Origin of the sequence: Psychrobacillus sp. FJAT-21963 (genome assembly GCF_001420585.1) — a bacterium.
In the GTDB taxonomy this organism is placed as follows: Bacteria; Bacillota; Bacilli; order Bacillales_A; family Planococcaceae; genus Psychrobacillus.
In genome coordinates this window covers 581874-605062 of sequence record NZ_LJIY01000002.1, presented here as the reverse complement: position 1 = coordinate 605062, position 23189 = coordinate 581874, and the positions used below count along the sequence as shown (strand labels likewise).

General features: G+C 35.1%; 21 protein-coding genes. 16 read left to right on the top strand and 5 right to left on the bottom strand.

Going from position 1 to position 23189, the window contains the following annotated elements; translation table 11 throughout:
• Window positions 1–86 precede the first annotated feature (86 nt).
• Complete coding sequence (locus AN959_RS08790) at window positions 87–677, top strand: SCO family protein (protein WP_056829962.1); 591 nt, start codon at window positions 87–89, stop codon at window positions 675–677.
• A gap of 54 nt (window positions 678–731) precedes the next feature.
• On the opposite strand, the gene mscL is transcribed toward AN959_RS08790, so the two are convergent.
• Entirely contained in the window at window positions 732–1109 is a 378-nt protein-coding gene (mscL, locus tag AN959_RS08785; protein ID WP_056829961.1) for a large conductance mechanosensitive channel protein MscL, read from the bottom strand.
• Window positions 1110–1244: 135 nt separating this feature from the next.
• On the opposite strand from mscL, the gene AN959_RS08780 reads away from it, so the two are divergent.
• Both AN959_RS08780 and AN959_RS08775 read left to right on the top strand, forming a co-directional pair.
• Entirely contained in the window at window positions 1245–2732 is a 1488-nt protein-coding gene (locus tag AN959_RS08780; RefSeq protein ID WP_156316766.1) for a bifunctional diguanylate cyclase/phosphodiesterase, read from the top strand.
• A 25-nt stretch (window positions 2733–2757) separates the two neighbouring features.
• Window positions 2758–3453 carry a lytic transglycosylase domain-containing protein gene (locus AN959_RS08775; protein WP_056829959.1) on the top strand — a complete coding sequence of 232 codons (696 nt, stop codon included), beginning with the start codon at window positions 2758–2760 and terminating at the stop codon, window positions 3451–3453.
• 16 nt (window positions 3454–3469) lie between these two features.
• Here the strand turns inward: AN959_RS08775 and AN959_RS08770 are convergent, their stop codons facing one another.
• From AN959_RS08770 to yfkAB, 3 genes are all read right to left on the bottom strand, one after another.
• Window positions 3470–3718, bottom strand: a complete 249-nt coding sequence (locus AN959_RS08770) for a GlsB/YeaQ/YmgE family stress response membrane protein (protein WP_053589429.1) — start codon at window positions 3716–3718, stop codon at window positions 3470–3472.
• Window positions 3719–3798: 80 nt separating this feature from the next.
• A complete protein-coding gene (locus AN959_RS08765; protein ID WP_056830313.1) occupies window positions 3799–4347 on the bottom strand; it encodes a cysteine hydrolase family protein in 549 nt (182 codons plus the stop codon).
• 351 nt (window positions 4348–4698) lie between these two features.
• Window positions 4699–5808, bottom strand: coding sequence for a radical SAM/CxCxxxxC motif protein YfkAB (gene yfkAB, locus AN959_RS08760; RefSeq protein ID WP_056829957.1), 1110 nt, complete (start codon window positions 5806–5808; stop codon window positions 4699–4701).
• 118 nt (window positions 5809–5926) lie between these two features.
• Between yfkAB and AN959_RS08755 the strand changes: the two genes are divergently transcribed.
• Both AN959_RS08755 and acnA read left to right on the top strand, forming a co-directional pair.
• Entirely contained in the window at window positions 5927–6430 is a 504-nt protein-coding gene (locus tag AN959_RS08755) for a DinB family protein (protein WP_056829955.1), read from the top strand.
• A gap of 115 nt (window positions 6431–6545) precedes the next feature.
• Window positions 6546–9254, top strand: coding sequence for an aconitate hydratase AcnA (gene acnA / locus AN959_RS08750; protein WP_053589432.1), 2709 nt, complete (start codon window positions 6546–6548; stop codon window positions 9252–9254).
• A gap of 179 nt (window positions 9255–9433) precedes the next feature.
• Here the strand turns inward: acnA and AN959_RS08745 are convergent, their stop codons facing one another.
• Window positions 9434–9997 (bottom strand): GNAT family N-acetyltransferase, encoded by a 564-nt coding sequence (locus AN959_RS08745; protein ID WP_056829953.1) that lies wholly within the window; start codon window positions 9995–9997, stop codon window positions 9434–9436.
• 143 nt (window positions 9998–10140) lie between these two features.
• On the opposite strand from AN959_RS08745, the gene AN959_RS08740 reads away from it, so the two are divergent.
• From AN959_RS08740 to AN959_RS08690, 11 genes are all read left to right on the top strand, one after another.
• A complete protein-coding gene (locus AN959_RS08740; RefSeq protein WP_056829951.1) occupies window positions 10141–13350 on the top strand; it encodes a BTAD domain-containing putative transcriptional regulator in 3210 nt (1069 codons plus the stop codon).
• A 43-nt stretch (window positions 13351–13393) separates the two neighbouring features.
• Complete coding sequence (locus tag AN959_RS08735; RefSeq protein ID WP_056829949.1) at window positions 13394–14005, top strand: hypothetical protein; 612 nt, start codon at window positions 13394–13396, stop codon at window positions 14003–14005.
• 213 nt (window positions 14006–14218) lie between these two features.
• Window positions 14219–15469, top strand: a complete 1251-nt coding sequence (locus AN959_RS08730; RefSeq protein ID WP_053589436.1) for a substrate-binding domain-containing protein — start codon at window positions 14219–14221, stop codon at window positions 15467–15469.
• Between the two features lie 100 nt (window positions 15470–15569).
• Window positions 15570–16337: an ABC transporter ATP-binding protein gene (locus AN959_RS08725; protein WP_053589437.1), complete on the top strand. Its 768-nt coding sequence runs from the start codon at window positions 15570–15572 to the stop codon at window positions 16335–16337.
• Window positions 16321–17028, top strand: coding sequence for an ABC transporter ATP-binding protein (locus AN959_RS08720; protein ID WP_056829947.1), 708 nt, complete (start codon window positions 16321–16323; stop codon window positions 17026–17028). The genes AN959_RS08725 and AN959_RS08720 overlap by 17 nt, the downstream gene beginning before the upstream one ends.
• A 12-nt stretch (window positions 17029–17040) precedes the next feature.
• Complete coding sequence (locus tag AN959_RS08715) at window positions 17041–17901, top strand: branched-chain amino acid ABC transporter permease (RefSeq protein ID WP_053589439.1); 861 nt, start codon at window positions 17041–17043, stop codon at window positions 17899–17901.
• Between the two features lie 6 nt (window positions 17902–17907).
• Complete coding sequence (locus tag AN959_RS08710; protein WP_053589440.1) at window positions 17908–18921, top strand: branched-chain amino acid ABC transporter permease; 1014 nt, start codon at window positions 17908–17910, stop codon at window positions 18919–18921.
• Entirely contained in the window at window positions 18918–19940 is a 1023-nt protein-coding gene (locus AN959_RS08705) for a 3-oxoacyl-ACP synthase (RefSeq protein WP_056829945.1), read from the top strand. The genes AN959_RS08710 and AN959_RS08705 overlap by 4 nt, the downstream gene beginning before the upstream one ends.
• A complete protein-coding gene (locus AN959_RS08700) occupies window positions 19940–20851 on the top strand; it encodes an alpha/beta fold hydrolase (RefSeq protein WP_082460891.1) in 912 nt (303 codons plus the stop codon). The genes AN959_RS08705 and AN959_RS08700 overlap by 1 nt, the downstream gene beginning before the upstream one ends.
• Complete coding sequence (fabG, locus tag AN959_RS08695) at window positions 20835–21575, top strand: 3-oxoacyl-ACP reductase FabG (RefSeq protein WP_056829941.1); 741 nt, start codon at window positions 20835–20837, stop codon at window positions 21573–21575. The genes AN959_RS08700 and fabG overlap by 17 nt, the downstream gene beginning before the upstream one ends.
• A gap of 19 nt (window positions 21576–21594) precedes the next feature.
• The gene (locus tag AN959_RS08690) at window positions 21595–23094 is read left to right on the top strand and encodes an AMP-binding protein (protein WP_056829939.1); all 1500 of its coding nucleotides are present in this window, start codon (window positions 21595–21597) and stop codon (window positions 23092–23094) included.
• The last annotated feature ends 95 nt before the right edge of the window (window positions 23095–23189 follow it).

Genomic DNA, 23189 nt, shown 5'->3' with positions numbered 1-23189 from the left:
TGTTGAAATACACGAGACATAGTAGTTGAATGAACATATTTGTTTCGTTAAGATAAGGCTATGAATAGAAAAGAGAGGTCTCATAAATGAAGAAATTTATAGCTGTTATTATCATTTCTGTAGTGGTACTCGTAGGATGTGGTAGTAGTGGAAACTTTGAAGCCCAAACAAATTGGGAAGTACAAGATTTCAATTATACGAACCAACACAATGAAAATGTTTCTTTGAATGATTTAAAAGGAAAAGTATGGCTGGCAACATTTATCTTTACGAATTGTGAAACAGTGTGTCCTCCTATGACATATAATATGAGTGATATTCAGCAGATGTTAGTTGACAAAGGAATAGAAGATTATAACATCGTAGCTTTTAGTGTAGATCCGGAAGTCGATACACCAGAAAAACTTCAAGAGTATTTAGGGAACTATGATGTAGCAGACGACAGTAAATGGCAACTTTTAACGGGCTATAAACAAGAGGATATCTCAAAATTTGCAGCTGATAATTTTAAAACATTAGTAAAAGACGATCCCAATACAGATCAAGTAATTCATGGGGTATCATTTTATTTAGTGGATCAAAACGGTGTAGTTGTAAAAAACTATAATGGGTCAACTGATGTACCAAAAGAAGAAATCGTTATTGATGTTGAAACGCTTATTGAAGATGGAAAATAAAATACAATGCCTAACCACGAAATAATTTCTTGGTTAGGCATTTTTGTTACTTTTTTAAACATTGTTTTGCTTTTTCAATAAATCTCTAATTTCTTTAAGCAATACTTCTTTTGCATCAACTGGTGGAGCTTCTTCCACAGCTTCTGCTACGTCTTCTTTACGATTAAATTTTGACAATAATCGAACAAACAAGAAAATAGAAAATGCAATCACAAAGAAATCAAATACAGACTGAATAAATTTTCCATAAAAAATTCCTTTGTACTCTAACGATGAAAAATCTGCTTCGAATAATAGTAACTCGATTACAGGCGTAATGATATTTTCAACTAATGAAGAGACAATTTTACCAAACGCTCCTCCTATTACTACCGCAATAGCTAAATCTAACACGTTCCCTTTAAATGCAAACTTCTTAAAGTCCTGCCACATAGTAAACACCTCCATTTATCAGACTACAAAAAAACAATTCTCTTGTATAGCTACTTTTTAAATTTATAGACTATTGTTTATAGTCAATTTATGCTATTGTTTTTCTAGGAAGTTAGATGGGTGGTGTTCCACAGATTGTATAAAAAGACATATCGAAAAATATCTTTTCAAATAGTTATTATTTATACCATTACTAGTGTACTTTGGATTTTGTTTTCAGATTCATTATTATTTAAATACTTTCCTAATGGGAAAACAATTTCTATCATTAAATCATTTATTTACATAGGTATAAGCGCTCTTTTACTTTTATATTTGATGAAGCAATCGTGGAAGATTCAGCAGGATCTTTTATTGAAAGAATTTGTAGACGATTTGACAGGCTTACAAAATAGAGGATCGTTACAAGCTACTTTACATAATTTAATATCGAAAAAAGAAACATTTCATCTGTTATTCGTTGATTTTGATCGGTTCAAAATGATAAATGATTTACATGGTTATGATAGTGGGGATTTAGTCCTGATGGATATATCAAACCGTTTAAGGAATAATAAATATGTTGTTTCTTCAGGTATGGTAGCAAGATGGGGAGCAGACGAATTTGTTATAATATTAAGAAATCGTTCCTATGATGAAGTTGTAAAATTTGTCGAAACTCTTTTAATAGATTCCACAAATCCACTATTTATATATGGGAAAGAGATCGTAAGTTCGATAAGTGTTGGATCTGTTCATTGTCCAATTGACTCAAGAAATGCTTCTGAATTATTACGGTTTGCAGAGCTCGCAGCTGACGAAGCTAAAAAAAATGGTGGGCTTAAACACGTACCTTACCGGAAAGAAATGTCCGACTTAGCAAACAAAGAATTATACCTAGAAGAGGGCTTACATAACGCATTAGATAAAGGGGAACTGTACTTAAACTTTCAGCCACAAATTGCTTCTAAAACAAATGAAATAATTGGAGTTGAAGCACTTGTCCGTTGGAAGCACGAAGATAAAATAATCTCTCCCGGAGAATTCATACCAGTTGCAGAAAAGAGTGGACATATTATTAAAATTGGTGACTTTGTTTTACGAGAAACATGTAGAAGCATCCCTATCATAGAAAAGGAGATAGGGAAGGAAATGTTGTTTAGCATTAATGTATCTGCCCGTCAATTCTATCAAAAAGATTATATTAAGCGAACGAAGAAAATACTAGAAGAAACCAATATACATCCGAATAAAATAGTTTTAGAAATAACCGAATCAATTATCATGGAGTATACTGATTTTGTGTTAAAATCATTACAAGAGTTAAAAAGAATTGGATTTCAAATAGCAATAGATGATTTTGGGACAGGCTATTCTTCCTTCAAATACTTGGAACTATTGCCGGTAGATATTATTAAAATTGATCAGAGCTTTACTCAAGCAATTCATAAACCAAAGACTAAAGCAATCGTACAATCCATTATCTCGTTAGCACATAATTTAAACTTAAAAATTTTGGCAGAGGGTGTCGAGGATCTGTTCCAGGTTACTAACTTGAATGATTTGAAGTGTCACTATCTTCAAGGATATTATTTTAATAAACCACTTTCACTAAAACATCTGCTAGCAGAATATAAAAAGTAATTCATGGGATAGGTGAAAAAAAGCAATGAAACAAAAAAAGAATATATCCTATAAGGCTAAAATATGGATGATAATATTACTTCTACCTTGCACAATTACTATTTATATTTTAGCAATCATCGGTTGGCAAGAACTTCAAAGAATCCCTGCTATACAGGAATGGGCACAATCCGTTCAATCTGTTTCCACAGGTAAGAATAAACTAGACGTTCCCAAAGAATATATATCCATCTATAAAAAGGCTGAAGAGCTGTATGGTGTACCCTGGACACTTTTAGCTGCTCATCATCGTATTGAAACGAAATTCTCCACAATGGATCCATTGCTTTCTCCTGTTGGAGCAGAAGGACATTTACAATTTATGCCTTGTACCTTTGTCGGTTGGTCTCATCCTAGTTGTGAAGGCTTAGGGAAAGGGGATATACCAGACAAGGATAAAGTGAACCCAGATATAATCGCTAAGTATGGTGGCTACGGAGTAGATGCAAATGGGGATGGTAAGGCAGATCCATATGATATGGAAGATGCAATTTTTAGTGCTGCAAATTATTTAGCAGCTAGTGGGGCTGCAGATGGGGAAATTGAAAAAGCGATTTTCAATTATAACAGAAGTGATAAATATGTTGAGGATGTTCTACATTTTTATAATTTATATGAAAGTCAGTTAGACGAAATTCAAGCTGCTTCTATAAAAAAAGAAAATAAAAAGGATGGGTTATAACAACCCATCCTTTTTATTATTTTCGCATAGCTTTTAAAATAAGACTAAGTATTGCAACTAAAATGATAGCTCCGATTAAAGCTGGAATGATTGCCATATCCCATATAACTGGACCCATGTCTGGGAATATTAGCCCACCAATCCAAGCTCCGATAATACCCGCAATAATATTACCGATAATACCACCTGGAATATCTTTACCTAAAATTAATCCTGCTAGCCATCCGATGATACCACCAATAATTAGATATAATATAAATCCCATTTATTTCATCTCCTTTAAGAATGTTGATATGGTAACACTCTTTATATATCCATAAATGAGAAGACCTAAACATCAAGCGATTATTTTTTTAATACTAATGCACCAAGAGAGTTTGCAAAATGACCTAGAGCCCAGTCATGTCCCTGTTCATTGAAGCTTGCTACAGCATTTTCGTGAATGACAATTCTAAAGCCTAAATTGTAAGCGTCAACTGCCGTGTGAAGAACACAAATATCTGTACAAACTCCTACTATGTGGATCTCTTCTATATTACGTTCTGTTAAAATCTGATGTAAATTAGTACCTGCAAATGAGCTGTAACGTGTTTTATCCAACCAAATTATTTTCTCTTTGTTATCTTCATATACTAAATTTAACTTTCCGTATAATTCACGACCTGGCGAATTAAGAATATTATGGGCTGGAAAAAGTTTTGACTCAGGATGATAAGGATCATTTTCTTCATGCAGATCAACAGGAAAAACAACTAACTCATTATTTACTATAAACTCTTTCGTTAACTGTACAATTGAATCCTCTATTAATTGTCCAGGTTTTCCACATGTTAATGCTCCGTTATCTGCCACGAAATCAACTGTATAATCCACAACAATTAAAGCTTTTTTCAACATTAAACAACTCCCTTCCATTTCTTCTTATTATGAATNAATAATATAAAATAATAAAGCTATGAAAAAATTAAAATGGAAAGTTCTAAATATTTTGCTTTTTTGAATGATGCATATTATAATTGCAAAAAGGGGAGTGGAAAATATGGATAGACAAATGACAAAAAAGTTGAATAAACAAGCAATATCGTTTGTGATTCTTCACACTATATTTTTATTAGACCTTGCTGTCGAATTTTTTTCCATTCATTAAAACTAAGTCAACAGTTTAGAGTGAAAAATAATTTTATTATGTAAACTAATTGTATTGAAAGAAACCGAACGCTAACTTAACGTTCGGTTTCTCTATGTTTATTTTACTGACCCACTTACAAATGTATCTTCTTTATAATACATATTTTTTACTAGTATATTAGGGCCCAAACATTTTACTGCAGGACAATGACAATTAAGAGTTTTGGAAAGTGGGGAAGCCATCCATTTTTCAAATATAGACGGAAGGGTGTCCGTTAGGATGTTACCAAGCTGCGGTGCATCACCAAAGTCCGTCACAATAACCTCACCAGAGAAGATATTAACATTTAATCTTGATCTACCATCCGGATCATTTCGTACGGATACATTTTTACTATTATTTAAACGATTAAGCAAGTGCAGGCTTCTTTCCGTTTTACTACATGGATAAAATGGTAATGTTCCAAACAGCATCCAAACGTTCTCATCTCGGAAGCCTAAAATTTTCTCTATAGCCTCGTGTGTTTCTTCCAATGTAAGTGAAGTTAAGGAACTAGCAAAATCGGAAGGATACATAGGATGTATTTCATGACGAGCACATTTCATCTCATCTACGATTTGTCGATGAATATGTTCTAAATATGGAAGAGTTTTTTTGTTCAGCATTGTTTCGGCAGAAACCATAACCCCAGCTTCAGAAAGCATTCTACTATTATCAATCATTCGTTGAAAAAGTCGTGCACGTTGCTCATATGTAGGCTTTTTCTCCATCATTGCAAAGCCGGTTTCGACAAATTCATCTATGGTTCCCCAGTTATGAGAGATATGTAGTACATCTAAATAAGGAGCGATTAACAAGTATCTTTCAGGTTCAAGTGTTAGATTGGAGTTAATCTGTGTACGAACGCCACGACTATGTGCATACTTTAGTAGTGGCAAAACATATTGAGTCACAGACTTCTTAGATAGCATCGGTTCTCCACCAGTAATACTAATCGTTTTCAAGTGTGGAATCTCTTCTAGTCGTTGTAAAATCAAATCAAACGGAAGAGCAAGAGGGTCCTTTGTTTGTAAAGTGTACCCAACTGCACAATGTGCACAACGCATGTTACACAGGTGTGTAGTAGTAAACTCTATATTGGATAATGTAAGATTTCCGTGTTCTTCGATGTCTCGATAAGCTTCCCACGGATCGTTAATTGGTGTCATTTCTTTTAAAGCAATCATAAAAAACTTCCTTTCTAATGGATTATTCTCTCATATTTTTGTTCAAAAGAAAATGTTGGATTGTTTGTTAATCAGGAAGGGTATATAAAAAATGAATAAATAAGTTTGGAGGAATCGAATGTTTATAGAAAAGAATAATAAAATTAGAGCGGCTTTATTCAAACAGTTAGAACTTTTAAATGATGAACAATTCAATCAAAAGCCCGAACCAGATGCATGGTCACCAAAAGAAATCTTTGAACACTTAATAAAGCTTGAGAATGTTATTAAGGATGGTATTACGTATCAATTAGCTAATCCCAAAAGCCCGAAGGCAAGAAGAAAGCCAATACAACTTACAACATTACGTATTATCAAAGCTAAAGCACCGACCTATATTGTGCCGTCTACTGAATTCCAAACTATTGAAGAGATGAAAACCACTCTTCATACCGCTCGGATGGAACTTCTCTCTGTATATGAATCTTCCGATAAGGAAACACTTAATAACAAATCATTAAAACATCCTATATTTGGACAATTACCGTTAGTTCAATGGTTTTCCTTTGTAGGATATCATGAAAAAAGACATTTAAGACAATTAGAAAAAACGATTGAAAAAATAAAAGGTCATAAGGAATAATTATCACTTATAATAATTTTAATGTAATTTACTTATAGACTTTATTCGAGTATGATAGGGAGTGGAGAAAAGTCACTAGATAGAGTCTTCTCAATAGACATTAGGAGGAATAATAATGGCAAATAGTAACCTACACAACAGCCGCGCTTCTTTTTCGCTAAATGGTAAAGAGTATAACTACTACCGTCTAGCTGCAATCGAAGAAGCTGGTATCGCAAAAGTATCACGCCTTCCTTATTCAATTAAAGTATTATTAGAATCAGTTTTGCGACAATATGATGGATATGTTATTAAAGAAGATCATGTAAACCAATTAGCAAAATGGGGTAAAGATGCGGACACAGAGGCAGAAGTTCCTTTTAAACCTTCCCGTGTTGTACTACAAGACTTTACTGGCGTACCAGTAGTAGTAGATTTAGCTTCATTACGTTCAGCTATGAATGAAATGGGTGGAAATCCAGATAAAATTAACCCTGCTATTCCAGTCGATCTTGTAATTGACCATTCTGTACAAGTAGACAAATATGGTACATCAACTGCATTAAAAGCAAATATGGATCTTGAGTTCGAACGTAACGCTGAGCGTTATAACTTCTTAAAATGGGCTCAAACATCATACGATAATTTCCGCGCTGTTCCACCAGCTACTGGTATCGTTCACCAAGTAAATTTAGAGTATTTAGCTCCAATCGTACACGTGAATGAAAATACAGATGGCACTTTAGAAACATTCCCAGATTCAGTAGTTGGTACTGACTCACATACAACAATGATTAATGGTCTTGGTGTATTAGGATGGGGTGTTGGTGGAATTGAAGCAGAAGCAGGTATGCTTGGTCAACCATCATACTTCCCAATTCCAGAGGTTATCGGTGTTAAATTAACCGGCGATCTTCCAAACGGAACAACTGCTACTGACTTAGCACTTAAAGTAACACAAGTATTGCGTCAACGTGGTGTAGTAGGTAAATTTGTAGAATTCTTCGGACCAGGGGTATCTAAGTTACCACTTGCTGACCGTGCTACAATTGCAAACATGGCTCCAGAATATGGTGCAACATGTGGTTACTTCGCAATTGATGAAGAATCACTTAACTATTTACGTTTAACTGGTCGTGAAGAAGAGCATATTGCTGTAGTAGAAGCTTACTTAAAAGCAAATGACATGTTCTTTGACCCAACTTTAGAACCTGTATATACAGATGTTATAGAAATTAATTTGGCAGATATTGAAGCAAACCTTTCAGGACCAAAACGTCCACAAGATTTGATTCCTCTATCAGATATGAAAGCTCGTTACCGTGAAGCAGTAGTTGCTCCTCAAGGTACTCAAGGTTTCGGTTTGAATGAAAAAGAATTCGACAAAACTGCAACTGCAAAATTTGCGGATGGAGATGTAGCAATCCCAACTGGTGCTGTAGCAATCGCTGCAATCACTTCTTGTACAAATACATCTAACCCATACGTAATGTTAGCTGCTGGATTAGTTGCTAAAAAAGCGGTAGAAAAAGGCTTAACTGTTCCTGCTTATGTAAAAACATCATTAGCTCCTGGTTCAAAAGTTGTTACTGGTTATTTACAAGATTCAGGATTAGACAAGTTCTTAGATGAAATTGGATTTAATACAGTTGGTTACGGATGTACAACGTGTATCGGTAACTCTGGACCATTACTACCTGAAATAGAAAAAGCAATCGTTGACGAAGATTTGTTTGTAACTTCTGTTCTTTCTGGTAACCGTAACTTCGAAGGACGTGTTCACCCACTTGTAAAAGCGAACTACTTAGCTTCACCACCACTAGTAGTTGCATATGCACTTGCTGGAACAGTAGATATCGATCTACAAAAAGATTCTTTCGGTAAAGACAAAGATGGCAACGATGTATTCTTTGCTGACATTTGGCCTTCTACGGAAGAAGTAAATGACGTTCTTTCTAAAGTAGTTACTCGTGAACTATTCCAAAAAGAATATGCACGCGTATTTGATGAAAATGAAGCTTGGAATGCAATTGAAACTTCAACTGAGTCTCTATATTCATTTGATGATAAATCAACTTACATTCAAAACCCACCATTCTTCCAAGGTTTATCGAAAGAGCCAAGTGATATTCAAACTCTTGCTGGACTTCGTATTGTTGCGAAATTTGGTGATTCTATCACTACAGACCATATTTCACCAGCTGGTGCGATTGGTAAAGATACTCCAGCAGGTAAATACTTGCGTGAAAATGGCGTAGAAGTACGTGATTTCAACTCTTATGGATCTCGTCGTGGTAACCATGAAGTAATGATGCGTGGAACATTTGCGAACATCCGTATTCGTAACCAAGTTGCTCCAGGTACAGAAGGTGGATATACTACGTACTGGCCAACAGGAGAAATCATGTCTATCTATGATGCAGCAATGAAGTATCAAGAATCGAATACTGGTTTAGTAGTACTTGGTGGAAAAGATTATGGAATGGGATCTTCCCGTGACTGGGCAGCTAAAGGAACAAACCTATTAGGTATCAAGGCTGTCATTACTGAAAGCTTTGAACGTATACATCGTTCAAATCTAGTTATGATGGGTGTATTACCACTTAACTTCTTACCAGGTGAAAATGCTGAAAGTCTTGGCTTAACTGGCAAAGAAGAAATTAGTATTAATGTTGCAGAAGGTGTAAAACCTCGCGATATTCTACAAGTAACAGCAAAAGCAGAAGATGGTTCTGAAAAACAATTCAATGTTCTTGCTCGTTTCGATTCAGAAGTAGAAGTAGACTACTACCGTCACGGTGGTATCCTTCAAATGGTACTACGTAACAAAATGTTAGAAGCGTAAGATAATATGTAAAGGACCTGATTCTTAATGAATTAGGTCCTTTTTTGTATGAAGAATTCAAGTACAAAATAAAGAAGAGGGACGTGATGTTCATCACAACCCTCTTCTTTAAAATTACTCGATACTGTTGTAGCAAACATACAGTCCTTTATACGCCGAAAACGACGGAAAATGCGAAATTAGAAGATTTCTTTTATTTCTCTCTTATCCCAATCAGGTCTTATTAAAGAGAAAACTAGTGCATCACTCGATTGATCATTTTGATATAAATAGCCTCTTAATAATCCTTCTTTTTGAAAACCTAATTTTAATAACAATTTGAAGGAAGCTTCATTTTCAGGAAATGTCACTGCACCGATACGAAATAGCTCTAATTCTTGAAAGCAATATTGAATTACAGCCTGAACTGCTTCCGAAACAATTCCTTTCTTCCAATGGGTAGGGAGTAAATCGTAACCAATCTCTGTACGTTTGCTTGAAATTAGTAAATTGTTTAATCCAACTGTGCCAACTAAATTACCACTTTCTTTTAATATAATTCCCCAACGCAGTGAACGCTTATTGTTAAAATTACTTGCAAATGAATCTATCAGTTTCTTTGCCTGATCCTTATTTGTAAAAGGAGTCATTCCATAATATTTCATTGCTTCTCGATCAGAAAAAATTGCAAAAATATCATCTAAATTTTCATCTGTTATTTCTAAAAGCTTCAATCTTTTTGTTTCTAAAATTGGAAAATCCATTGATTCTCTTCCTCTCCTTAAACCTCTATTATATTTTATCATAGTTCCGTATTTTCTAAGACATCTGAATTATCATTCAATTAGAACGAAAAATATGGTAGTATTAGTAATAAATAACGTGCTTCGAAAATGGAGGTTTAGCGATGGAACAAACTACAATAATTATGTCAAAATTAACCCCTCCTATGACCTCATCCTTTTACATGAGAAGATCATCCCTTATAAAAAAATTAAAATCAAATTCTCATAAGAAATTATCTCTTTTACATAGTGGAGCTGGATTTGGTAAAAGTTCAGCTTTAGCACAATATTATGCTGATTCAAAGGAATTATACTCCTGGTACACCATTACCGAAGAAGACGATGATATTCTTCCTTTTCTAAGACATTTATTACTTAGCATTCGGAAAGTAATCCCTACATTTGGTGTAAGTCTAATAGAAAAAGAAGTAATATCCATGTATCCAAAAGAAGCAGAATTAACTCGTTGGTACTCACTATTTAGCAATGAATTGGTTTCAATCGATAAGCCATTTACTATTATATTAGACGATTTTCATCTGATTGATCATGTTTTTCAAATAAATTATATAGTAGAAAAAATAATAGAATTCCTTCCTCCAAATATACATCTTGTTGTCGCATCCAGAAGTCGACCTAAATGGACTATATTATTAAAGCTAAAATTAAAAGGACAGCTAGTTGAAATTAGCGAAAAAGACTTTATGTTTAGTGAAGAAGAAATTCAAGTATTTTTTGAGGATTATTTTGATAAAACGATTTCATTGAACGAAGCGGAAGAAATTATGAAACTAACAGAGGGTTGGGCAATCGCTATTCACTTGATTGCAATGCAAGTTGCAGAGACGAGTAAACAAATAGCAGAACTTTTTGATCCAGCTTTAAAAGATCTATTTTCCTATTTATCCGAAGAAGTATTTTTACGGATGAACGAAGAAGATAAGCAATCGTTATTAAATTTTAGTATCTTCCCAACCTTTACTCTAGAAGATATTCATGCTTTTTTCGGAGAGATTGAAGCAAGAAATCTCGTTAGATTAGCGAGTAGCCATGCTTTCATCCAAGCATTAAGCGATACCGGCGCCTATCGATACCATTCTTTGTTCCAACAATATTTAGAAACAAAGTGGTTACAAAAAGATCAAGCTCTTTACGTGGAAACACACAAAAGAGCCGCCGCATATTACAGTAAAAAGAATAATTTAGTCCAATCTATTCATCATGCGGTAAAAGCAAAAGATGATTTTTTTCTAGGTCAGACGATTGTTCAGTTTGCGGAAATGATGATCAAATCTGGACAATTCGATTGGTTGTTAGATTTGTTAAAAGAACATCTTTCTGAGGAAAGAAAAGAAGAGTTCTATGAGCTTTATTATTACGAAGGTGAATGTCATCGATATAGAGCTTTTTATGAAAAAGCTAAAAAAGCATATGAAAAATGTATCAACTTTGCCAAGGAACATAATAACCATTTGTATCATAGTCGAGGCAATGCTGGAATTGCGCATATCTATTTAGATACTATTCAACCGGCATTTGCAAAACCTTTTTTAGAAGAAGCTGTTAAATGGTCTGAGATGAGTACGGATATGACAAGGCATGAAATGTTGTTATTAAAGAGATTATTAGCGGAAAATCTAGTAAACTTGGGAAAAGCAAAAGAGGCAAATACATTTGTTCAACAAGAAAAGTTAGAGGCAGCTATTTTAAGAGAAGGAAATTTGGATGCTAGAATTCTGCTCCGGACAGGTATGCTAAATGAAGCACTGAAAATATTAAAAAATAGGATAAGCGATGAAAATAGTTTACCTGATTCTCATCGAGAGACAGAGGTTTTACTTTCCTTTATATATTCTTTAATGGGACAAGTAGAGCATGCAAAACAAGCGGCTATAAAAGGCATTGAAACTGGAAATCGTGAAAAGTCAGGTTTTGTTGAGGCGGTAGGATGGATTCGTAGAGGGCATGCAGAAATATTAGATAATCCATTTGATACGGAAACGCCTGAAACTTATTACTTGAAAGCTGTGAATCGAATGGAAGAGTTGAATGTTTCTAGGGGTAAAGCCGAACCTTATATGGGACTATCCATTTTAAAGTCTAGACAAGGATACTTTCAAGAGGCGATCTCATACGGTGAAAAAGGTCTCCGAGAAACGGACAAGGGGAATGATTATTGGTTATCTGCATATATTTTGATATGTTTAACAATAGTTTATTTTGAAAATAATGAACACCATCAAGCATTACAAACAGTTCATGAGGCTAATCGACTGTTTGTAATTAGTGGGGATGTTTATGGTGAAATGGTATCGAACTATTGGCTAATGATTATTCATCACCATTTAGAAAATCAAGACGTGTTCATTCATTACACTGAAAGATTTGCAACTTTATGTGTTCGTTTTGATTTCGTATTTTTTTTACAGAGAAAAACGGTTTTTGGACCATATGATTTGCAAATGCATTATCCTATCCTCCAAAAAGCGCTTATCGCAAAACCGGACTCAATTGATGTAAATACTGTATCTAATCTATTGAAGATAAATACAGTGAGTAATTACCCAGGTTATCAACTTACAATACACCTGCTTGGACCCTTTACTCTTTATATGAGCAATAAAGAGGTAAGCGAACGAAACTGGCAAAGAGATAAGGCAAAAGAATTATTAGCTTATTTATTTATGAATAAAAACCGCTTTGTCCCAAAGGAAGAAATTATCCATGCATTATGGGGAGAAAGCAATGAAAAAAACATGGACCGTGATTTTAAAGTAACCTTGAATTCTCTATTAAAAGTAATTGAACCAAATCGGTTAGCAAGAGAGGAATCCTTTTTCATTGTCCGCAAGCAGTCGATGTATCGATTGAACCCTAATGTATCGATTGCTAGCGATATCGATAATTTTCATCATTATGTTGATAAAGGATTAAATGAACATAACCCAGTGATATCTAAAGAGTCACTATTAAAAGCAGAAAAATTGTACAAAGGCCAATTGTATGAAGAAAAGACAACAATAGAATGGATTTCGCATGATCGGGAAAATGCACAACAACTCTACATTACAGTGTTAGAACGACTAGCACAAACAAGTACCAGGTTAAAGGAGTTCGAAAAAACAATTTATTGGGCTGAGAAACTCCTACGAATAGATCGAACTTGGGAGGAAGCATATCGGCTGTTGATGTACGCTTACTATCAATTACAAAACCGCTCCCAATCTGTAAAATGGTATGACCGTTGTGTTACTACACTTGAACAGGAACTTGGCATTGAGCCCATGGAAACTACCATACAAATGTACGAAATGATAACAAATTATGAATAGAAATTAGAAAAAGAAATATCTTTCATATAAAAGGAGTGTTAATTTGATTCGGAATATATTTAAAAGAAAAGATCCTATTGAAGCATTTTGGGAATGGTTTGTGGAACATGAAGAAGAATTATATTTGATACGGGACGAGCATTCTGTGAAATTGTTAAAAGAATTAGATGCGGTGACGAGTAAGGTAAACCGCCAATTATCATTTTCGATTGAATTAGAAGATAACAGAGACAAAAAACGCGAGCTGACAATTAGCGCATATGGCAATCCTAACAATTTCCCAGACGTGATACGGTTAGTGGAAGCTGCACCACAGTTGGAAAGATTCACTATTATAGCATTTAACCAGCGAAATGACGATGATATAGCAATTTCATCTAATGGGTTTGAAGTTAGTCGTGAAGATGTCTTTTTCACGTATGAGGTAGATCAAGAGAATGAAGAATTCTACCTTATTTTGTATATTAAAGAGTTCCGAGAAGACGTGGAACATAGTAACGCAGTATTGGAGTTTCTTGAAATCGTTATAGGAGAGTATGTTCTTGGTACGGAGATTACAGAAATAGAATTTAAAAAGTTTAATTCAGAAGAAGGTTTGTTGCCAATAAATGAATTACCAAATATATTAGATCAAGTTAAAGAAAACAAAATATAAGATTTTGATAGATTTTGCATACGTTCTATTTAATGTTACAAGAACTTGGGTAATTGCCCAAGTTCTTTTTTATGAAATCCTATTTATCTTGAAAATTTCTTATTTACATGAAACTTTTGATTTGCTTTTTTTGTAACTGATTTGTAACTACATTTTTGTACTCTATAACAGAAGCATGATAACGCTTACAAAAAGCTTTGAAGGGGGATTTACATGACAAAAAAATGGGGATTATTGTTAACGCTATTATTCGTTCTAATTGTCAGTGCTGCATGTAGCGAAAAAGCTACTACAACAACAGAAAAAGAAAAGGACGAAACAACTCCAGTTACAAGTGAAGTGACTGAAGAAGGCGGTACTATCAAAGTTGGGGTACTTGCTTCTTTAACTGGGGCTCTTGAGTCTTATGGTAAACAAACGAAAAATGGATTTGAGTTAGGTCTTGAATATGCTACCGATGGAACAATGGAAGTAGCAGGCAAAAAAATCGAAGTTGTTTTTGAAGACACAGAAACAAAACCTGAAGTAGCAGTTCAAAAAGCAACAAAGCTTTTGGAAGAAGATGAAGTAGATTTCTTAGTAGGATCCTCTAGCTCAGGTGATACATTAGCTGTCCTTCCTCTAGCAGAAGAATATGAAAAAATTATGATCGTTGAGCCAGCTGTTGCTGATAGTATTACAGGTTCAGAGTACAATCCATACATTTTTAGAACTGGTCGTAACTCCTCACAAGATGCTGTAGCAGGTGCTGCCGCAATCGCTAAACCAGGAGTAAAAATTGCTACGTTTGCACCAGATTATTCATTTGGATGGGATGGAATAGCTGCATTTAAAGCGGCTGCAGAAAAATTAGGAGCAGAGGTAGTGTTGGAAGAGTATGCTGATCCAGCTGCTACTGACTTTACTTCTAACTTACAAAAGATTATCCAAGAAAAGCCTGACTACTTATTTGTTGTGTGGGCAGGTGCAAACTCTCCTTGGAATCAAATTGCTGACTTAAAACTACAAGAAAAAGGTATTAAAATTTCAACAGGAGCTCCTGATATTCCTGCATTATCCGTAATGGAACCATTAGTTGGTATGGAAGGCTTCTCTGTTTACTATCATACACTTCCTGATAATGAAATTAATACTTGGTTAGTAGATGAACACAAAAAACGTTTTAACGGTGAAGTTCCTGACTTATTTACTCCAGGAGGAATGTCTGCTGCAATCGCAATTGTAGAAGCTTTGAAAAAATCTGAAGGAAATGCAGATGGTAATGAGCTGATCAAGGTAATGGAAGGTATGTCATTTGAGACGCCAAAAGGAACAATGACATTCAGACCAGAAGATCATCAAGCATTACAATCTCTTTACTCTATTAAACTAGAAAAACAAGATGGTGTTGACTATCCTGTTCCAGTTTTAATAAGAGAGCTATCTCCAGAAGAAACAGAACCACCGATTTTGAATAATAAATAAAAAAAATTGAGTGACGGCCTAATAATATTAGGTCTGTCACTCTCCATATTATAGAATTCTCTATGATATGGAGAGTGACAGTTGAAAGGAGTTAAGTGGAATGGAACCTATACTGAGAACTGAGAATCTAACCATTAAGTTTGGTGGTCAAACTGCTGTTGACCATGTTAATTTTTCTATGCCAGCAAAACATTTCAAGTCTATTATTGGACCAAATGGTGCAGGAAAAACTACTTTTTTTAATTTATTGAGTGGTGAGTTAAACCCTACAGAGGGAGATGTGTTTTTTAGAGGTGAATCAATGTCTAAATATTCCTCCGTTCAACGAACAAGAAAAGGGCTTGGTCGTTCTTTTCAAATTACAAATGTATTTCCTAATTTAACGGTAATAGAAAATGTTCGTTTAGCTGTTCAATCCAAAGAAAATATTCGTTATCAAATTCTTCGGCATTTTACATCATATAAAGACTTGCACATTCAGGCTGAAAAGCTATTAGAAATAGTTTTGCTTTCTAGTAAAGCAAATGCTTTTGCAAATCAACTATCACATGGAGAAAAACGAAAACTAGAAATTGCGATGTTACTTGCTTTAGATACAGAAGTATTACTGTTGGACGAACCAACTGCTGGAATGTCCTTAGAAGAAGTACCTGCCATTTTAGATGTCATCAAACAGATTAAACAAACGGGTGAAAAGACGATTTTATTGATTGAACATAAAATGGATATGATTATGGATTTATCTGATTCTATCATGGTTTTATTTAACGGTAGATTACTAGCGGATGGTACACCTACAGAAATTATGAATAATGAAACCGTTCAACATGCATATTTAGGAGGGTTGTACGATGAGCATCTTGCTTAAAGTAGAAAATGTTCACACGTATATAGGGCAATATCACATTTTACAAGGTGTTTCATTTGTAGCCAAAGAAGGAGAAGTAAGTGTTTTACTAGGTAGAAATGGAGCCGGAAAAACAACTACTTTAAAAACAATCATGGGATTGACTCCTGCTAATTCAGGTTCCATTGTTTTTCAAGATAAAGATATAACTAAAAATGCGACTCATCATATTGCTTCAAATGGCATTGGATATGTTCCGGAGGATCAAGGAATATTTGGTGCACTTACGGTAGAAGAAAATATCAAAGTTGCTATGCGAAAAGAAGATGATAGTGCACTTGCAAGACAGGATTACGTACTGGAGTTATTCCCAGATCTTAAGAAGTATTGGAAAAAGGAAGGCGGACATCTATCTGGTGGTCAAAAGCAAATGCTATCAATGGCAAGAGCTTTTGTTAACGAGAGTAAACTACTGTTAATAGATGAGCCATCTAAAGGCCTTGCACCAGTTGTCATCGAAAAAGTGATGGAAGCTATAATTGAAATGAAAAAACAAACTACAATTATATTAGTAGAACAAAATTTTATTATGGCTAGTAGAATTGGCGATACATACACACTAATAGATGATGGCGAGACCGTACAATCTGGTCAAATGAGTGAGTTAATACAGAATGAAGAGCTAAAACGTAAGTATTTAGGAATTGGGTGAGGGGGTAATAAAATGGAACTAATCATCAATTTATTGATAAATGGCTTAGCTACTGGGATGCTAATATTTCTATTGGCTGCTGGTTTAACGTTAATCTTTGGCTTAATGGATGTTTTAAACTTTGCTCATGGTGGGTTATTTGCATGGGGAGCCTTCTCTGGAGTCTGGTTTTATGGATTAACTGACAGTTTTACTATTGCCATCCTAGGAGCTATTTTAACGGGTATTGTGCTTGGATTTATAACGGAGAAACTTATTATTACTCCCGTTTACGGTAATCACATTCAACAAATTTTGATCACATTAGGTTTTATGATCGTTTTATCAGAAATGTTGAAGGTTGTTTTCGGACCAAATCAAATTGCGGCAAAAACTCCTCCTTTATTATCCGGGAGCTGGGAAGTTGGCGATGTCATCATTATCAAATATCGCTTATTTATCATATTGATAGGCTTTCTAGTATTTGGCGTTTTCCAGTTTATACTGAAGCGTACTAAAATTGGTTTGATCGTACGTGCAGGAGTTATGAACAAAGAAATGGTTCAAGCTCTTGGTATAAATATCAAACAAGTTTTCTTATACGTGTTTATGGTAGGAGCTGGTCTTGCAGCATTGGGCGGCGTACTTATGGCTCCTTACTCTGGGGTAATTTATGCAGAAATGGGTATGGAATTTGCGATTTTAGCATTTATAGTCGTAGTCATTGGTGGTATGGGAAGTTTTCCTGGATCTCTTCTTGCCGCAATACTTGTTGGTCTTGCAGGCAGCTTCATGGCGTACTATGTTCCAGCTTTATCACTTGCGGTCAATATGATGCTAATGGCAATCGTATTAATTTTCCGTCCACAAGGTTTGTTTACTGCGAAAGGATGATGCGAAATGAAGTCAAAATTCCAATTAACTAATGCTGTATTAATAATAATGGTAGCTGCTCTGACAGTTTTCCCGTTTGTTTCAGACTCTAGAACTTGGACAATATTGCTTACACAAATATTTATTTTTTCTATCTTAGCTATGAGCTATGACATTTTGCTTGGATATACTGGGATCGTCTCATTCGGTCATGCAATGTTCTTTGGGATGGGTGCATATGCTACTGCTATTATGCTTAATCATTTTGAAGCAACGTTGGGTATATTTTTCCTGTCTATCTTAGTAGGTATGGTCTTAGCAGCCGTAATCAGTTTTTTGGTTGGCTTACTCACTTTAAGATTAAAAAGCCATTTCTTTGCAATGCTTACAATGGCAGTGTCAGGTTTATTTTTAGTACTTGCAGAAAAATGGAGAACACTTACGTATGGTAATGATGGATTTACATTTCGTGCACCAGAGTTCTTTAAAGATCGTATGATGTTTTATCTTCTTGTTCTTGCTTGTTTAGTACTTGTATTCTTTTTCTTAAGAAGATTTGTTGAATCTCCTTTAGGAAGAGTCTTAATAGCTGTACGTGAAAACGAACAGAGAACAAAATCATTAGGATTTCAAACATTGCATTATAAAGTAATCGCTTCCGTCGTAGCTGGGGTTGTCGCAAGCTTGGCTGGTTCCCTGTACGCTATTTCTCTACGGTTTGTGAATACGAGTGTACTTACAATGGATATAACACTTGATGCTCTCCTGATGACTATAATTGGAGGCGTAGGAACATTAATAGGTCCAATTATTGGTGCAGGAGTAATTGAACTAGCTCAGCATTACTTGTCTGGCCTTGCTAAAGAGCATCCTATTTTCGAAAGATGGATTATTTTCTTTGGAATCATCTATATATTAGCAGTAATATTTTTCCCAAGAGGAATTGTTGGTACAATACGACATGCATTTTGGAAAAGAAAAAACAAAGGCGGCGTATCAGTAGCGATCAATCCAACTAAGAGAAAGGCGGAAGCAAAATGACTGTAGGAATTGTCAGTACTGGTGTGTATATTCCAGACAACGTCATGACAGCCGAGGAAATTGCCGCTCTTTCTAATTTACCTATTGACGTTGTAAAAAGTAAAATGGGGATTACACAAAAACCAATTCCCGGTCCTGAAGATCACACAGTAGCAATGGGGATCAAAGCAGCCGAAAAAGCATTACAAAAAGGGGCTGTAGATCCAAAAACAATTGATTTAGTTATTTATATTGGGGAGGAACATAAGGAATATCCATTATGGACTGCAGCTATTAAACTACAAGAAGAGATAGGTGCTTATCACGCTTGGGGATTTGACGTGGCTCTTCGTTGTGGGACGACAATTATGGCCATCAAAATAGCAAAAAATATTATGGAATCTGATTCGTCCGTTAATACTGTTCTACTTGCTGGTGGTTACAGAAACAATGACTTTATAGATTATACAAATGAAAGAACTCGCTTTATGTTCAATCTCGGAGCGGGTGGAGCAGCAATTATATTAAAAAAAGATCATCATGAAAATATTATTCTAGAGTCAGAGATTATAACAGATGGGTCTTTTTCTGAAGATGTAGTAGTACCAGTCGGCGGAACGAAAGAACCACTTACAGTTGACCATTTACAAAAGGGATTATATAGATTAGACGTGTTAGATCCTGAAGGCATGAAGGCAAGACTTGAACAAAAGTCGATGCAAAATTTTATAAAAGTCATTCGTAATGCATTATTTAAAAGTGGTTATTCAGATAATGATATTGACTATTTAGCTATTCTCCATATGAAAAAATCAGCTCATGATTTTGTCTTAAATGAACTAGGATTATCCAGTGAACAATCGATCTACTTGAGCGATTATGGACATATTGGTCAAATGGATCAGATTATTTCGATAGAGCTTGCACAAGAAGCTGGAAAGCTAAAAGATGGTGATCTTGCTGTTCTTGTAAGCGCAGGCATTGGTTATGCATGGGGGGCTGTAGCAGTAAGATGGGGTCAGCAAGGGGGAGAAAAGTGATGAGTTTACCAAAATTATCTTTAGCAAATGGAGAAACAATTGCGTATCGTTTACGTCCAGGTGGCGAAGAAGTGATTGTATTAGTACACGGCAATATGACCTCTTCAAAACATTGGGATGTGTTAATCGAAACATTAGATCAAAAGTATACGTTATATGCAATTGATTTAAGAGGATTTGGAGAGTCTACGTACCAAACGAGAGTTCAAAGTATAAAGAATTTCTCAGATGACTTGAAGGAAGTTGTCGACCTTTTATCATTAGAAAAGTTCTTCTTAATAGGTTGGTCTACAGGCGGAGCAATTTGTATGCAGTTTGTTGCAGACTATCCAGACTACTGTGAGAAGTTAGTTTTGTTAGCATCTGCCTCAACAAGAGGGTATCCTTTCTATGGAACAAATGAGGATGGAACACCAAACATGAACGATAGATTTCAAACGATTGAAGATGTAGAAAATGATCCATCTAAAACAAGAGCGATGCAAGGATTATACGACACTAATAATAAAGAAGGATTGAAGGCAGTATGGAATGCTGCTATATATTCTCACAAGCAACCGGAGAAAGAACGTTATGAAGCTTATTTGGATGATATGTTGACACAACGAAATTTGGCGGATGTCTATCATTCATTAAACACATTTAATATTAGCTCATATCATAACGGAGTAACTGAAGGCACAAATCAAACAAAAGATATTACCATTCCCGTACTTATTTTAAGAGGAGATCGGGATTATGTCGTGAACGAGGAAATGACACAAGAAATTGTGAAGGACTTAGGAGACAATGCCACTTATATACCATTAGTAAATTGCGGTCATTCTCCATTAATCGATGATTTGGAGCAGTTAACAAATCGTATCGAAACATTTTTAACGGAGGAGAAAGCATATGAGGTTAAAAGATAAAGTCGCTATAATTACAGGAGCAGCCAATGGAATAGGTTTAGCTGCAGTTCTTCGATTTGCAGAAGAAGGAGCTAAGGTAGTGATAGCTGATTTTGATGCAAACACAGGTACAAACCAAGAAAAAGAATTAATAGAAAAAGGATATGAAGTTAAATTTGTTCAAGTGGACGTTGCAAACCGCGAAAGTGTAGAAGCACTTGTACAACAGACGGTTGATCATTTTGGAACAATCGATATCTTAATAAATAATGCTGGTATTACAAGAGACGCAATGCTGTCTAAAATGACAGTGGAAGACTTCTCACGTGTTCTAGATGTAAATTTAACCGGCGTTTTTAATTGTACACAGGCAGTTCTTCCACATTTAGTGGAAAAAGGATACGGAAAAATAATAAATACTTCCTCAGTTAGTGGGGTTTATGGAAATGTCGGTCAAACTAATTATGCTGCTTCAAAAGCTGCGGTTGTTGGCATGACCAAAACTTGGGCAAAAGAATTAGGACGTAAAGGCATTAATGTTAATGCAGTAGCACCAGGTTTTACAAGCACGTCTATGGTAGCTAAAATGCCAGAAAAAATTATTGACCAAATGAAATCAGTTGTTGCCTTACAGCGACTTGGCATTCCTACAGAAATAGCGAATGCATATTTGTTTTTAGCATCAGACGAATCAAGTTATGTACATGGTCACGTCTTACACGTCGATGGCGGTATTATGATGTAATGAAAGGAGCGGTTGCAAAGTGTTTACAGAACAAGCTTGGATATATAAACGTGCAGCACTGTCTCCGACAAAAACCGCTTTGATCGACAGTAATTCTGGCGAGCAATGGAATTATAAAACGTTAACAGATCATATATCTAAATGGGTTCACTATTTTCAAGAAAAGCAGTATGTAAAAGGCGATCGAATAGTAATCCTTTCTCAAAATCGAATTGAGTTATTCGCAATCCTGTTTGCTTGTGGATTAAAAGGGATTTTATATGTTCCTCTTAACTTTCGATTGAGTGTTTCAGAGCTGAATTATATATTAAATGACTGTGAACCTGTATTGGTCATCCACGATGAAGAGCATCAAGGAATATGTTCCAAATTTGAAAAAGTAGATTGTCTGCTACTTACAAAGGTATTAGACGAGAGAATTGAATTTTATCCTTCTAAATCAGTATGGAGTTCAACGGATCCATGGTTAATCATATATACTGGTGGAACTACCGGAAAGCCAAAAGGGGTTGTCCTTTCATTTGATGCAGTGAATTGGAACGCTATTAATACAATTGTTAGTTGGGGACTAAGCGACGTGGATTGTACATTAAACTATATGCCAATGTTTCACACCGGAGGTCTAAATGCACTTTGTATTCCAATTTTAATGGCAGGGGGCACAGTCGTCACTGGTAGTCGTTTTAATGCTGAAGAAGCACTTATGGCTTTAAATACTTACAAGACGACGATGTCTCTATTTGTTCCTACTATGTATCAAGCGATGCTAGAGACTGATTATATTAAAAGAGCAACATTTCCAACTGTAAAAGCTTTTTTATCAGGTGGAGCTCCATGTCCAAAGACTATTTACAACCAATTTGAAGAGAAGGGAATTCTTTTTAAAGAAGGTTACGGTCTTACTGAAGCTGGACCTAATAACTTTTATATTTGTCCTCAAAGAGCGAGTAACAAAAAAGGATCCGTTGGTAAATGCATGCAATTTAATGAAGTAAAAATAATGAATGAGTTTGGCGAATTATGTAATGAGAATGAAATAGGAGAATTATATATCTCAGGCAAGCATGTATTCACAAAGTATTGGAACAACGAAGAAGAAACCAAGATAGCAAAAGTAGATGGCTGGTTAAAAACAGGTGACTTGGCTATGTTTGATGATGAAGGTGATTATTATATCGTAGGAAGAAAAAAAGAGATGATTATTTCAGGAGGAGAAAATGTATATCCCCAGGAAGTAGAGCAGTGTCTCGTTTTACATCCAAACATACGAGAAGCAGCAGTAATTGGTATAGAGGATGATAAATGGGGAGAGTGTGTGACTGCTTTCGTCACCTGTAAAGAATCGATCGTATCTTTTGAGGCTGAAATAATTACCTATTGTAAAAAATCACTCGGAAGCTATAAAGTTCCGAAAAAAATATTTATCTTAAATGAACTTCCTCGAACCGATGTTGGCAAAATAGACAAAAAGAAATTACAACAATTAGCTAGTAACGAAAAAAAAAGTGAAATCTGTTAACACGGAGTCAGTTATTCCGATAACTGACTCCTTCCTATGTTCATTCATAGGTTTACTTTTCAGCTTTTTATGTTACTTTTCTGTATAATATATAT

Excerpts from the sequence above, each read along its gene's own strand:
- AN959_RS08710 (WP_053589440.1), top strand. The coding sequence starts at position 17,908 with ATGAAGTCAAAATTCCAATTAACTAATGCTGTATTAATAATAATGGTA.
- AN959_RS08730 (WP_053589436.1), top strand. The coding sequence starts at position 14,219 with ATGACAAAAAAATGGGGATTATTGTTAACGCTATTATTCGTTCTAATT.
- AN959_RS08790 (WP_056829962.1), top strand. The coding sequence starts at position 87 with ATGAAGAAATTTATAGCTGTTATTATCATTTCTGTAGTGGTACTCGTA.
- AN959_RS08705 (WP_056829945.1), top strand. The coding sequence starts at position 18,918 with ATGACTGTAGGAATTGTCAGTACTGGTGTGTATATTCCAGACAACGTC.
- AN959_RS08715 (WP_053589439.1), top strand. The coding sequence starts at position 17,041 with ATGGAACTAATCATCAATTTATTGATAAATGGCTTAGCTACTGGGATG.
- AN959_RS08740 (WP_056829951.1), top strand. The coding sequence starts at position 10,141 with ATGGAACAAACTACAATAATTATGTCAAAATTAACCCCTCCTATGACC.
- acnA (WP_053589432.1), top strand. The coding sequence starts at position 6,546 with ATGGCAAATAGTAACCTACACAACAGCCGCGCTTCTTTTTCGCTAAAT.
- AN959_RS08770 (WP_053589429.1), bottom strand. The coding sequence starts at position 3,718 with ATGGGATTTATATTATATCTAATTATTGGTGGTATCATCGGATGGCTA.
- AN959_RS08745 (WP_056829953.1), bottom strand. The coding sequence starts at position 9,997 with ATGGATTTTCCAATTTTAGAAACAAAAAGATTGAAGCTTTTAGAAATA.
- AN959_RS08700 (WP_082460891.1), top strand. The coding sequence starts at position 19,940 with ATGAGTTTACCAAAATTATCTTTAGCAAATGGAGAAACAATTGCGTAT.
- AN959_RS08755 (WP_056829955.1), top strand. The coding sequence starts at position 5,927 with ATGTTTATAGAAAAGAATAATAAAATTAGAGCGGCTTTATTCAAACAG.
- fabG (WP_056829941.1), top strand. The coding sequence starts at position 20,835 with ATGAGGTTAAAAGATAAAGTCGCTATAATTACAGGAGCAGCCAATGGA.
- yfkAB (WP_056829957.1), bottom strand. The coding sequence starts at position 5,808 with ATGATTGCTTTAAAAGAAATGACACCAATTAACGATCCGTGGGAAGCT.
- mscL (WP_056829961.1), bottom strand. The coding sequence starts at position 1,109 with ATGTGGCAGGACTTTAAGAAGTTTGCATTTAAAGGGAACGTGTTAGAT.
- AN959_RS08725 (WP_053589437.1), top strand. The coding sequence starts at position 15,570 with ATGGAACCTATACTGAGAACTGAGAATCTAACCATTAAGTTTGGTGGT.
- AN959_RS08775 (WP_056829959.1), top strand. The coding sequence starts at position 2,758 with ATGAAACAAAAAAAGAATATATCCTATAAGGCTAAAATATGGATGATA.
- AN959_RS08720 (WP_056829947.1), top strand. The coding sequence starts at position 16,321 with ATGAGCATCTTGCTTAAAGTAGAAAATGTTCACACGTATATAGGGCAA.